Here is a 13,041-nt window from a genome sequence, read left to right as displayed (position 1 = left end):
CGGTGATCATGAAGCGTAGAGAACTCCATGATCGGGCGAACCGTGCCTGCCCTGCTACTACCGATTAGCTCGGCACCTACTGGCGGACGCCCTAAGCGCCGGACGAAGACCCGACGCGTCGATCATGCACCACGCCACCGGCCCCGGGGCCCTGGCGGCAGCAGGCTGTAGCGGCCCGGAAACCCTCAGCGCTTGACAGGCTCTTGCCCGGGGGCGCGTACTGGAACGAGGACAAACAGCAGACAGGGCCCTGTGCTCCAGGTATCCGTTCGATATCCGTGGCCGGCGCGAAGTGGCGGCAGGGCGTGCTCGGATGCCCGACATCCTCGCGTCGCCTCGCCCGGTCCTTCGACGGCCGTTTTCTCGCGCGTGGGCACCACGCCCCGCATCGCCGGGCGGTTGGTGCACTCACGGTGACGCTGCCGGGGACCGGGGCCCGCGGCCGGGCCCGAGGGGCCGTCATGAAGCCGAAGTCGAAACCGGCCGATGGCCGACCGCAGCAGGAGGACGATACCGGCGAACCGCCGGTGGACACGCATCGCTTCCTGTGACGGTCACGTCGGGCGACTGCGGCTCGTCCACGGAAAGGCGGGCATCATGGTGCTCGATTCGACAACGCTGCACTCGAGCATCGAGGATCCGGTTCTCGACCGGATGAACTTCCTGAACGAGATCACGTTCAGCTACCCGGACGCGGTGTCCTTCGCACCGGGGCGTCCTTATGACGGCTTCTTCGAGGTCGAGGAGGTCCATGCGCACCTGCGCCGGTACGCGAAGTACCTGGAGAGCCGGGGCGCGGAGCTGGCGGAAGTGCGCAGCGGCTTCTACCAGTACGGGCCGGCCGCGGGGCAGATCCGGGAGCTGATTGCGTACTCGTTGCGGCAGGACGAAGGGCTCGAGGTCGCGCCCGAGTCGATCGTGGTGACCGTCGGTGCGCAGGAAGCGATGTTCCTGGCGCTGCGGACACTGTTCGCGACGCCCGAGGACGTGCTGCTGCTCGTGACTCCCTGCTATGTCGGCATCATCGGGGCCGCGCGGCTGCTGGACATCCCGGTGGTCGCGGTGCCCGAGCGCGACGGGCGGCTGGTGGTGGCGGACCTCGACGGGGCCGTACGTGCGCAGCGCGCGGCGGGCCGCCGGCCGCGGGCGGTCTACGTGGTGCCGGACCACGCCAATCCCACCGGGTCCACGCTGGACCTGCCGACGCGCACCGCACTGCTCGAACTCGCCGGGCGCCACGGGCTGCTCGTCCTGGAGGACAGTCCCTACCGGTTGAGCGGCCCCGGGCCGCGCCACCCCATGCTCAAGGCGCTCGACGGGTCGAGGAGCGTCATCCAGCTCGGCACCTATTCCAAGACGCTGTTCCCCGGTGCCAGGGTCGGCTACGTCGTGGCCGACCAGGAGGTGCGTGACGGCTGCGGGCGAGTCCGGCTGCTCGCGGACGACCTGGCGAAGGTGAAGAGCATGGTCACGGTCAACACCTCCTCGCTCAGCCAGGCGGCCGTGGCGGGTGCGCTGCTGAGCGCGGACGGCCGGCTCTCCGTCCTGAACGCGAAGGCTGCCGAGCACTACCGCCGCAGCATGGCCGAGACGCTCGCGCAGTTGGAGCGGTGGCTGCCCGAGGGGCGTCGCCGGGAGCTGGGGGTGGACTGGAACAGTCCCGACGGCGGCTTCTTCCTCACTCTGCGCACCGGTTTCCGTACCGGCACCGCGGCTCTGGAGCGCTCGGCCCGCGACTTCGGCGTGATCTGGACGCCCATGGAGTTCTTCCATCCGCACGGCGGGGGCGAGCAGGACATCCGGCTCTCCATCAGCTGTCTGACGCCCGGGCAGGTGGCCGAGGGGGTCGAGCGGCTCGCGCGGTTCGTGGAGGCGCTCAGCAGCGAGACGCACGGCGACGGAGCGCACGGCAAGGACGTGCCCGGCACCGGAACGGAGAGTGACGCACCATGACCACGGCCCTGGACCGAGCACTGATCGCCACGGCCCCGCGCATCCTGAGCGTGGGCACCGCCGTGCCCCCCGAACACTATTCCCAGGAGGAACTGCTCGACCTGTTCGGGATCACCGACCGGAAGGTGCGGTCCGTCTTCCTGCTGGGCTCCATCCGGCAGCGCTCGCTGGTGCTGCCCCCGGCAGCGCCGGACGGCACCAGGCTCCGGGAGTCCCAGGGCGACCTCCTGGACAAGCACAAGGCCTGGGCCGTGAACATGGGAGCGGACGCGCTGGCCCTGTGCCTCAAGCGGCTCGGGGCCGACCTGTCCGAGGTGGCGTACCTGTGCTGCGTGACCTCGACCGGCTTCCTCACCCCGGGCCTGAGCGCGCTGCTGATCCGCGAGCTCGGCATGGACTGGCACACCGCGCGGGCCGACATCGTCGGCATGGGCTGCAACGCCGGGCTCAACGCGCTCGCCGTGGTCGGCAACTGGGCCGCGGCGAATCCGGGCCGGCTGGCCGTAATGGTCTGCTCGGAGGCCTGCTCGGCCGCCTACACGATGGACTCCACCATGCGTACGGCCGTGGTCAACAGCCTCTTCGGCGACGGCGCCGCGGCGGTGGCGGTCATGGCCGACCCGGACGGTGGCGAAGGGCCCGAGGAAGAGGAGGAAGGGCCCGGCCGCCACCTCGACGGCCCCCGGATCCTGAAGACCGCGGGCGTCACCATCGTCGACGCCATGGATGCGATGCGCTACGACTGGGACCGCGACCAGGACCGTTTCAGTTTCTTCCTGGACCCGCAGATCCCCTACCTGGTCGGCGCGCACGTGGAGGGCGTCGTCGACCGGCTGCTCGCCGGCACGTCGCTGCACCGCGACGACGTCACGCACTGGCTGGTGCACTCCGGCGGCAAGAAGGTCATCGACGCGGTGGCCGTCAACCTGGGGCTGACCCGCCACGACCTGCGGCACACCATCACCGTGCTGCGCGACTTCGGCAACGTCTCCAGCGGCTCGTTCCTCTTCTCCTACGACCGGCTCCTGCAGGAAGGCGTGGTCCGCCCCGGCGACTACGGCGTGCTCATGACCATGGGCCCGGGTTCAACGATCGAATCCGCACTCATCCAGTGGTGACCCAACGCAAGGAAGACCGCCATGCCCGTCAACGCACTCCCCGAAAGCCCCGCGCTGCATGTGGACGGCAGCCGGGAGATCTCGGCCGAACTGGCCCACGCCGTCTCCGCCCTGTGCGACGAGGCGGAGTCCACCGGGGCCGATTTCGCGACCCTGTACGTCTCCGGCGCCCCGACGGGCGAGGCGGTGGCGAAGGTGTCCGACGTGGCCGCCGTCACGAAGTGGGAGCGGGCCGTTCGGCGCTTCGAGCGGCTGCGACTGCCCACGCTGGCGGCGGCGAGCGGGGAGTGCGGCGGTGCCGCGCTGGACCTGCTGCTGGCGGCTGACGTCCGGGTGGCGGCGCCGGACCTGCGGCTGCTGCTGTCCTTCCACGACCAGGGGACCTGGCCGGGCATGGCCGGCTTCCGACTGGTCCAGCAGCTCGGGCTGGCCTCGGCGCGCCGCACGGTGCTCTTCGGGGTGCCGATCACCGCTCGTGAGGCGCTGGAGCGGTGCCTGGTGGACCAGGTGAGCAAGGACCCCGGGCGCACCCTGGCGGCCGCCGCCCGGATGCTGCGCCGCCTGTCCGGCCCCGAACTCGCGATCCGCCGCCAACTGGCCTTCGACGCCCAGTGGATGAGCTTCGAGGACGCGCTGGGCCCGCACCTGGCCGCCTGCGACCGCTCGCTGCGGCGCACCCAGGCGGCGAACGAGGTGACGGCGTGAGCACGTCGAACGCGCAGGCGCCGGCCGCCGTGCGGGGACGCGCCGCGGACGGGTTCGAGCGGGCGGCCCGGCTGCTGCCGCCGTTTCCGGAGCCCGGGCCGCGCACCGGCGAGCCGCGCGCCCGTACCGAGCAGGCGCTGGAGACCGCCCGCGCGCAGCGCACCGCCTTCCTGGACTGCCACGCCGAGCCGCTCTACGACCGGCTCACCGGGGACCGTACCCGCCGGCTCCGGCTCGACGGCCTGGTGGAGGGCGCAGCGTTCGTGGTGCCCGGTCTGGTGCCCACGCCCGCGCAGCTGCGGGCGGAGCGTGCCACGCCGGTGCGGGAGCGCCTGGGCTACGAGATCGACCTGGGCGTCTTCCTGCGCGGCCTGCTGCGCTGCCCGGCCGCCGGCGACCACCTGATGGACTCCATGCTCCGGCCCACCGAGCGCGCGCTGGGCCTGCTCGGGGAGTTCGAGGCCACCGGGGTGATCCGGCTGGAGAGCACGAGGCTGGAGCGGCGCGAGGGGGTGGCCCGGATCACCATGTGCGCCGGAGACCGGCTCAACGCCGAGGACGAGCAGCAGGTCGACGACATGGAGACCGCGGTCGACCTCGCGCTGCTGGACCGGCGCTGCGAGATCGGGCTCGTCCGGGGCGGCGAGATGACGCACCCGCGCTACGCGGGCCGCCGGGTGTTCAGCGCCGGGATCAACCTCAAGCACCTGCACGCGGGCGAGATCACGCTCGTCGGCTTCCTGCTGCGCCGTGAACTCGGCTATCTCCGGAAGCTGCTGCTCGGGCTGCGCACGGACGGGGCGTCGTGGCGCTACCCGCTCACCGACATGCCGTGGGTGGCCGCGGTGGACGGCTTCGCGATCGGCGGCGGCATGCAGCTGCTGCTCGCGGTGGACCACGTGCTCGCGGCCTCCGACGCCTACCTGAGCCTGCCGGCCGCGCAGGAGGGGATCGTCCCGGGCGCGGCGGACTTCCGGCTCCCCGCGGTGACCGGCCCCCGGCTGGCCCGGCAGATCATCCTCGGCGGCCGGCGGGTGCGTGCGACCGACCCCGAGGCCCGCACGCTCGTCGACCAGGTCGTCGACCCGGCGGACCTCGACCGGGCCGTCGAGCGCGCCCTGGAGCTGCTGCGCGACCCGGCCGTCACCGCCAACCGCCGCATGGTGAACCTTGCCCTGGAGCCGGCGGACGGCTTCCGCGCATACATGGCGGAGTTCGCGGTCCAGCAGGCGCTGCGCGTCCACGCGGCGGACGTGCTCGGCAAGGCGGGCCGTTTCACGGCGCGCCCGCCCGGTTGACGCCGTGCCAGGGCCGCCTTCCCCTCCCCCGCCGCCGCCCGGCGGCCGGTACCCGAACGACAAGGAGACCGAGTTGACATCCTCCACCGGCTGAAACCGGAGGATTCCAACCCTCACGGGTCGGGCTTCCTGCTTCACAGCCGGTTGCCGACCTGGGGCTACCAGCGAAGGGACGGTGTACCGCCCATCGGTCTTACATCAGCTCCCCAGACCTGACTTCCCGCCAGCCCGGCGGGAGGCCGGCCCTGAACTCGGCTGTCACCCCGAATTGGCGCGATCAACTATCACGCACAGTGACCCGAGGAGCGGGGACAGCGGTCCGCCTTGACGGCGAAACGCTGACTCCTACCCCGCTACGCGGGAAGTCCGTTTCCTCCCCCGGCCAAAGCCGGGGGCATCCACGGAGGTATCAGATGACCAGCCCCTTCGACGACCCGGACGCCTCCTACCTCGTGCTGATCAATCCGCGGGGCCAGTACTCGCTGTGGCCCGCGTTCGCGCAGGTGCCGACCGGGTGGCGGATCGCCTACGGCCGGAGCGCCCGCGACGAGTGCCTGGCGTACATCGACCGTGCTTGGACCGACCAGCGACCGCCGGGCCCGGTCACGGTGCCGGGCGGCGCCCAGGTGGCCGCAACATGATGGCCGGCCCGGGCCCGCTGATCACGGTACGGGCCACCGGCGGCGACGGCGCGGAGCCGACCCGGGGGCACGTCAGACCCGGCACCTCGCGGCGGATCCGGCCCTACCTGCGGCCCTACCGTCGGCAGATCGCCGCGCTGCTGAGCCTGACCGTGCTCGACGCCGTCATCACCGTCTCCACGCCGCTGCTGTTCAAGGTGCTCATCGACCACGGCATCATGCCCCGCGACCGGGGCGTCGTGGCGGGCGCCGCCGCCGCGGTGGCGGCCCTGGCACTGCTGCAGGCGCTGGTGGGCTTCCTGGTGAGCCGCAGTTCGGCGCGCATCGGCGAAGGGCTCATCTACGACCTGCGCACCGAGGTCTTCGAGCACGTGCAGAGGCAGCCGCTGGCGTTCTTCACCCGGACGCAGACCGGTTCGCTGGTGAGTCGGCTCAACACCGACGTGATGGAGGCCCAGCAGGCGGTGACCGTGCTGCTGTCCAACGTGCTCTCAAGTCTGGTGGTACTGGGCCTGGTGATCGCCACGATCTTCTACTTGTCCTGGGTCGTCGGCCTGGTCGTGCTCGTCACGGTGCCCCTCTTCGTGCTGCCGGGCCGCGTCGTCGGGCGCCGGCTGCAGCGCAACCTGCGCACGTCGATGCAACTGGACGCCGAACTCGGCTCGCTCATGCAGGAGCGCTTCAACGTGGCCGGTGCGCTGCTGGTCAAGCTCTACGGCCGGCCGCAGAGCGAGGCCCGGCGGTTCGCCGACAGCGCGGCGCGGGTCAGGGACGTCGGCGTGGTCACCTCCGTCTACTCGCGCATGCTGCTGGTGACGGTGACGCTGCTGGCGTCGCTCGCCACGGCGGCGGTCTACGGCGTCGGCGGCGAGCTGGTGGTCGACGGGGCCATGCAGATCGGCTCGCTGGTGGCCCTGGCCACCCTCCTGGCACGGCTCTTCGGCCCGATCAACCAGCTCTCCAACCTGCAGTCGAACTACCTGACCGCGCTCGTCTCCTTCGACCGGCTGTTCGAGGTGCTGGACCTCAAACCGCTGATCGTGGAACGGCCCGACCCGGTCACACTGCCCGCCGCGGCCCGGTCCCGGGCCCCGGAGGTCGAGTTCGAGGACGTCTCCTTCCGCTATCCCGCGGCGGGAGAGATCTCCCTCGCCTCGCTCGAAACGCTGTCGCTGCCCGCGCCGGAACGCTCCGGCGACACCCACGCGCTGCGCGGGGTGAGCTTCCGCGCCCCGGCGGGCCGGCTGACCGCGCTCGTCGGGCCCTCCGGCGCGGGCAAGACCACGGTCAGCCAGCTGGTGGCGCGGCTCTACGAGCCCACCGGGGGCACCGTGCGGATCGGCGGCCACGACGTGCGCGACCTGTCCCTGGCCTCGCTGCACGACACCGTCGGCATGGTGACGCAGGAGGCGCACATGTTCCACGACACCATCCGCGCCAACCTGCTCTACGCCAAACCGGGCGCCACCGAGGCGGAGCTCGTCGAGGTCTGCGAGGCCGCGCAGATCTGGGACATGGTCTCCGCGCTCCCCAACGGCCTGGACACCGTCGTGGGCGACCGCGGCTACCGCTTCTCCGGCGGCGAGAAGCAGCGCCTGTCGATCGCGCGGCTGCTGCTCAAGAAGCCGTCCGTGGTCGTGCTCGACGAGGCCACGGCACACCTGGACTCGGAGTCCGAGGCGGCACTGCAGAAGGCGCTGTGGACCGCCCTGGCCGGCCGCACCGCACTGGTGATCGCCCACCGTCTGTCCACGATCCGCGAAGCCGACCAGATCCTCGTGCTCAAGGGTGGGCGCGTGGTCGAACGCGGCCGGCACACCGAACTCGTCGACGGCGGTGGCCAGTACGCGGAGCTCTACCGTACCCAGTTCGCCAAGCCGCCCGCGCCGCGCCCGGAAACCGAGCAGCACTCGGCGAACGGCTACGGCGACCTTCGCCCGCTGCCGCCCGGCGGAGGGCCCCTGCGCCGGCTGCCGCCGCCCGAGACCGCACCGGACCCCGACCGACCCGAAGGGAGAGCACATTGACATCCCCCTCCGACTGAAGCCGGAGGATCCAACCCTCACGGGTCGGGTTTTCTGCTTCACAGCCGGTTGCCGACCTGGGGTTACCAGCGAAGGGGCGGTGTACCGCCCGTCGGTCCTACATCAGCTCCACAGACCTGACTTCCCGCCAGCCCGGCGGTAGGCCGATCCGGGACTCGGCTCCCACCCCGAATTGGCGTGATCAACCCATCACGCACGGCAACCACGGCAGTGGGGGCAGCGGTCCGCCTTGACGGCGAAACGCCGCCTCTTGCCCCGCCACGCGGGAAGTCCGTTTCCTTCCCCGGCCGAGGCCGGGGGTATCCACGGAGGTGCCAGATGACCCAGTTGACGGTCGAGGACGTGTGGCCGCTGTCCCCACTGCAGGAGGGGCTGCTGTTCCACGCCTCGTACGACCAGGACGCGCCCCGGGACGTGTACGTGGGACAGCGGATCCTCAACCTCGACGGCGATCTGCGGCCCGAGACGCTCAAGGCGTCCTGGCAGGCGATGCTGGAGCGGCACGCGAGCCTGCGGGCCGGCTTCCGCTCCCGTTCGGCCGGCGACACCGTCCAGGTGATCGCCAAGGGCGTGCGGATCCCGTGGACGTACGCCGACCTCGGCGCACTGGGCGACGAGCAGGCCGAGCAGGAGGCCGGACGCCTGGCCGCGGTCGACGCGCGGCGCTTCGACCTCGGCATGCCGCCGCTGCTGCGGGTACTGCTGCTGCGCGTGGGCCCCGGCCGGCACCGGATGGTGGTGACGATGCACCACATCCTGATGGACGGCTGGTCGCTGCCGGTCCTGTTCCACGAGCTGTGGGCGGTCTACGGCAACGGCGGCGACCCCTCGGTGCTCCCGAAGGTGCCGCAGTACCGCGACTACCTCGCCTGGCTGGTGCGCCGGGACACCGACGCCGCGCGCGAGGCGTGGCGCGCGATGCTGGCCGGCGCCGAGGAGCCCACCCTGGTGGGCCCCGACGACCGCGGCGGCCCGCCGGTGGTGCTCCGGCACGTGGTCGACCGGCTCGGCGACGACCTCGCCGACCGGCTGCGGGAGACGGCACGCGCCGCCGAGGTCACCCTCAATCGGGTCTTCCAGGTCGCCTGGGCGCTGCTGGTGGGCAAGCTGTCCGGCCGGCTGGACCCGGTCTTCGGCGCGACCGTCTCCGGCCGCCCCGCCGAGGTGCCGCACGCGGACCGGATGGTCGGGCTGTTCATCAACACCGTGCCGGTGCGCGTGCCGCTGGACGCGGCCGTGCCCTTCCGCGAGGCCATGGCGGCGCTGCAGGACCAGCAGGCCGCCCTGCTCGACCACCAGCAGCTGAGCCTGCCCGAGATCCAGCGCGCCTGCGGCCCCGGCGCGGTCTTCGACACCCTGCTGGTCTTCCAGAACTACCCGCGCGGCCCGATGGTGGCCCCGGCGCCGCCGCCCGGCGGACAGGACCGGGCGCCGCGGCCCGACGGTCCCCCGCCCTGCGGCGAGGGGCTGGGCGGCACGGCGCTGAGCAGCGGCGAGCAGGGCGGCGGCCCGCTGCCCCCGGGGCCGCCGCCCGCCGACGGGCAGGACGGTCCGCCGGGTCTGCGGCCCGGGGACGATCGGCCGGGCCCCGCCGCCATCCGGGTCTCGGCCGGCGGCGGCGAGGAGGCCGCCCACTACCCGTTGACCATCGTGATCACGCCGACCGACGACATCGAGGTCCGACTGGACTACCGGCCCGACCTGTTCGACGAGCGCACCGCCCGCGGCCTGGTCGACCGGATGCTCCTGGTGCTGCGCCAGGTCGCGGACGACCCGGACGTGCCCCTGGGCCGGCTCGACGTGCTGACCGGCGAGGAGCGGCAGGAACTGAACGGATCCCGGAACCGGACCCGCCGCGAACTGCCCGGTGCGACGCTCGCCGAGCTCTTCGAGCAGCAGGCGCGCCGCACCCCCGGGGCCGTGGCCGTGGTGGCCGGGGACGCCGAGCTGACCTACGCCGAACTGGACCGGCGGGCGAACCGGCTGGCGCGCCGGCTGGCCGGGCTCGGCGTGGGCCCGGAGACACTGGTGGGCGTGGTGGCCGAGCGCTCACCCGAGCTGATCACCGCGCTGCTGGCGGTGGTGAAAGCCGGTGCGGCGTACCTGCCGATGGACGGCAGGCACCCGGCCACCCGGCTCGGCGCGGTGGCGGCGGAGGCGGGTGCGGCCGTCGTGCTGGTCGACACGCCGAACGCCGAGCGGGGCCTGGCCGACGCCGCGCTGTTCGCGCCCGCCGAGGTGCTCCGCCTGGAGCCGGCCCGCACGGGTACGCACTCCCCCGCCTCGAACGGTGACGACGCGGCCCTGCCCCCGGTGCGGGTGCGGCCGGAGAACCTCATGTACGTCATCTACACCTCGGGTTCCACCGGCCTGCCGAAGGGCGTCGCGGTGACCTACGGCAGCGTCCTCGCGTTCTGCCTCGACGAGTGCTGGTCGAGCGAGACCCTCCAGCGGGTGCTGGTGCAGGCCAACCACGCCTTCGACGCCTCCACGTACGAGATCTGGACGACGCTGCTGCACGGCGGCCGGCTGGTGCTCGTGCCCCCCGGGGACATCGACACGGTCGAGCGCGGCCGGCTGATCGCGGCCCAGAAGGTGACCAGCCTGCACGCCACGGCCGGGCACTTCCGGGTGCTCGCGGAGCAGGCCCCGCACATCTTCGACGGCGTGCGCGAGGTCTCCACCGGCGGCGACGTCGTCTCCGCGCACGCCGTCCGGACGCTGCTACGCTCCCACCCCGGCCTGGTCGTACGCACCACCTACGGCCCGACCGAGTCCACCGCCTTCGCCACCCAACTGCCCTTCACCGACGCAGAATCCGTGCCCGACGTGGTGCCGCTGGGCCGGCCGATGGACAACACCAGGGCGTTCGTTCTCGACGCGTTCCTCAAGCCCGTACCCGTCGGCATGACGGGCGAGCTCTATCTCGCCGGGGCCGGGCTGGCCCGCGGCTACCTCGGCCGCGCCGCGCTCACCGCGGAACGCTTCGTCGCCTGCCCCTTCCCCGCCGACGGCGAGCCCGAGGGCGCGCGGATGTACCGCACCGGCGACCTGGCGCAGTGGACCCGTGAGGGGCAGCTGCTCTTCCTCGGCCGCGCCGACAAACAGCTCAAGATCCGCGGGTTCCGCATCGAGCCGGCCGAGATCGAGGCCGTGCTCGCCGCGCACCCGGACGTCGCCCAGGCGCTCGTGGTCGCGTTCGAGGACGCGAGCGGCCACAAGCGGCTGGCCGGGTACGTCGTGCCGGCCGACGGCGATCAGGCCTCGCCCGACCCGCGGGCGCTGGAGGAGTACCTCGCCGGGAAGCTGCCCGACTACATGGTCCCGGCCTCGGTGACCGTGCTCGTCGCACTGCCGGTGACGGCCAACGGCAAGGTCGACCGGGCCGCCCTGCCGCTGCCCGTCTTCTCCGCCAGCGCGGCGGGGCGAGCCGCCGCCACCGACACGGAGGAACTGCTGTGCCGGCTCTTCGCCGAGGTGCTGAACCTTGAACGGGTGGGAGCCGAGGACTCCTTCTTCGCCCTCGGCGGCGACTCGATCACCTCCATGCTGCTGGCGGGGCGGGCCCGCAAGGCCGGCCTGGCGGTCACCCCGCGCCAGATCTTCGAGCTGCGCACACCCGCGGAACTCGCACGGGTGGCCGAGTCGATCGACGACACGGAGGCGGTGCACGCCGAGGAGGTCCCCTGCGGCCCGGTCCCGCTGACCCCGGTGATGCACGAGATCGCAGCACGCACGGGCTCGGCGGCGCGCGCGGGCAGCCAGTCGATGGTGCTGACCGCCCCGCCCGGTCTGACGCCCGACCGGCTGGCCGCCGTGCTCCAGGCCGTCGTCGACCGGCACGACGTGCTGCGGGCGCGGCTGGAGGAAGCGGACGGGCGGCTGGTGATCCCCGAGCCGCACGCGCCCGCGGCGGTGCCCGCGGCGGACCTGGTGACCCGGGTGGAGGCGGTGGGCCTCGACGGGACGCGGCTGGACGCGCTGCTCGACGAACAGGCCGCGGCCGCCGAGGCCGCGCTGGCGCCGCAGGACGGCGTGATGCTGCGGGCCGTACTCATCGACCGCGGCGCCGCGCAGAGCGCCCTGGTGCTGCTGACGGCCCATCACCTGGTGATCGACGGCGTCTCCTGGCGGATCCTGATGCCCGACCTGGCCCTCGCCCACGCGGCCCTGGCCGCGGGGGGCGCGGACGCGGCGAGGGCGGCAGTCGCCCCCGAGCTCACCTCGTTCCGCCGCTGGGCGAGCGCCCTGGCGGAGCGGGCCAGGGCGCAGCAGACGGTGGACGAACTGCCTGCCTGGAGGCGGGTGCTCGACCGGGTCGAGCCGCCGATCGCCGGCCGGCCGCTCGACCCGCGGACCGACACCGTGGGAGGCGGGCTGTCCCGCGCCGAGCTGACCGTTCCGGCGCGGACGGCGGGATCGCTGCTGGCGGCGCTGCCCGCCGCCTACCACGCGGGAATCGACGACGTGCTGCTGTCCGGGCTCACCGCGGCGCTGGACGAGTGGCTGCGCGCACGCGGCGGGCGGGCCCCGGAGGGCTTCCTGATCGACCGGGAGGCGCACGGCCGGGTGCCGTTGTCCGAGGACATGGACCTGACGCGGACCCTCGGCTGGTTCACCGCCGTCCACCCGGTGTGGCTGGAGCCCGGTCCGATCGACACGGCCGAGGTCCGGGCGGGCGGCGCGGACGCCGCGCGGCTGATCAAGCGGGTCAAGGAGCAGCTGCGGCAGGGGCCGGGCGACGGTCTCGGCTACGGCCTGCTCAGGTACGTGAACCCGGCCACCCGTTCGGTGCTCGAGCCCCTCGCGGCACCGCAGATCGGGTTCAACTACCTGGGCCGGTTCGGCGGCCCGCGCGGGGAGCCGGGCTCCCCGGGCGCCGACGGGGCGCCGTCCGGGGTGGACGGTTCCCCGCAGGCCGGCTGTGGCGGCCCGCGCCCGTGGACGCCGGCGGACGAGCACCCGGCACCCGACGGCGGCGTCGACCCGTCGATGCCCCTGCGGCACGTGCTGGAGATCAACGGCTCGGCGCGGGACCTGCCCGAGGGACCGGAGCTGTGCTTCGTCCTCGAGTCACCCCGCGGGCTGCTCACCGGGGCTGAGCTGGGCGATCTCGCCGAGCGCTGGCGGGCGGTGCTCGAGGGCCTGGTCCGGCACGCCTCCGAGGGCCCCGGGGGTCACACCCCGTCGGACTTCTCGCTGATCTCGCTGGGTCAGGAGGACATCGACGAGTTCGAGTCCGCCTTCGGCGGGGCGGGCGGCGGCTGACCCGGGCCCGGTG

General features: G+C 73.1%; 7 protein-coding genes. All 7 read left to right on the top strand.

From position 1 onward, the window contains the following. Positions 1-486 precede the first annotated feature (486 nt). The 7 genes from ACZ51D_RS38760 (at position 487) to ACZ51D_RS38730 (ending at position 13,028) form a co-directional block, all read left to right on the top strand. On the top strand, positions 487-1,953 hold the full coding sequence (locus tag ACZ51D_RS38760) for an aminotransferase-like domain-containing protein (protein WP_465624430.1): 1,467 nt from the start codon (positions 487-489) through the stop codon (positions 1,951-1,953). Continuing rightward, positions 1,950-3,071: a 3,5-dihydroxyphenylacetyl-CoA synthase DpgA gene (dpgA, locus tag ACZ51D_RS38755; protein WP_360509483.1), complete on the top strand. Its 1,122-nt coding sequence runs from the start codon at positions 1,950-1,952 to the stop codon at positions 3,069-3,071. Before ACZ51D_RS38760 ends, dpgA begins: the two co-directional genes overlap by 4 nt. A gap of 21 nt (positions 3,072-3,092) precedes the next feature. After that, positions 3,093-3,776 carry an enoyl-CoA-hydratase DpgB gene (dpgB, locus tag ACZ51D_RS38750; protein WP_465624434.1) on the top strand — a complete coding sequence of 228 codons (684 nt, stop codon included), beginning with the start codon at positions 3,093-3,095 and terminating at the stop codon, positions 3,774-3,776. Continuing rightward, positions 3,773-5,074 (top strand): (3,5-dihydroxyphenyl)acetyl-CoA 1,2-dioxygenase DpgC, encoded by a 1,302-nt coding sequence (dpgC, locus tag ACZ51D_RS38745; RefSeq protein ID WP_465664938.1) that lies wholly within the window; start codon positions 3,773-3,775, stop codon positions 5,072-5,074. Before dpgB ends, dpgC begins: the two co-directional genes overlap by 4 nt. Positions 5,075-5,487: 413 nt before the next feature. After that, positions 5,488-5,715, top strand: a complete 228-nt coding sequence (locus ACZ51D_RS38740) for an MbtH family protein (RefSeq protein WP_360509477.1) — start codon at positions 5,488-5,490, stop codon at positions 5,713-5,715. Then, positions 5,712-7,742: an ABC transporter ATP-binding protein gene (locus ACZ51D_RS38735; RefSeq protein ID WP_465664936.1), complete on the top strand. Its 2,031-nt coding sequence runs from the start codon at positions 5,712-5,714 to the stop codon at positions 7,740-7,742. Before ACZ51D_RS38740 ends, ACZ51D_RS38735 begins: the two co-directional genes overlap by 4 nt. A gap of 336 nt (positions 7,743-8,078) precedes the next feature. Beyond that, on the top strand, positions 8,079-13,028 hold the full coding sequence (locus ACZ51D_RS38730) for an amino acid adenylation domain-containing protein (RefSeq protein ID WP_465664934.1): 4,950 nt from the start codon (positions 8,079-8,081) through the stop codon (positions 13,026-13,028). The last annotated feature ends 13 nt before the right edge of the window (positions 13,029-13,041 follow it).

The sequence above is a fragment of the Kitasatospora sp. NPDC033851 genome, from assembly GCF_055576085.1.
This window is presented reverse-complemented; position numbering and strand designations above follow the sequence as displayed.

What these genes read in the sequence shown, in the direction of transcription:
- ACZ51D_RS38760 (WP_465624430.1), top strand. Translation starts at nt 487, where the DNA reads ATGGCCGACCGCAGCAGGAGGACGATACCGGCGAACCGCCGGTGGACA.
- dpgA (WP_360509483.1), top strand. Translation starts at nt 1,950, where the DNA reads ATGACCACGGCCCTGGACCGAGCACTGATCGCCACGGCCCCGCGCATC.
- dpgB (WP_465624434.1), top strand. Translation starts at nt 3,093, where the DNA reads ATGCCCGTCAACGCACTCCCCGAAAGCCCCGCGCTGCATGTGGACGGC.
- ACZ51D_RS38740 (WP_360509477.1), top strand. Translation starts at nt 5,488, where the DNA reads ATGACCAGCCCCTTCGACGACCCGGACGCCTCCTACCTCGTGCTGATC.
- ACZ51D_RS38735 (WP_465664936.1), top strand. Translation starts at nt 5,712, where the DNA reads ATGATGGCCGGCCCGGGCCCGCTGATCACGGTACGGGCCACCGGCGGC.
- ACZ51D_RS38730 (WP_465664934.1), top strand. Translation starts at nt 8,079, where the DNA reads ATGACCCAGTTGACGGTCGAGGACGTGTGGCCGCTGTCCCCACTGCAG.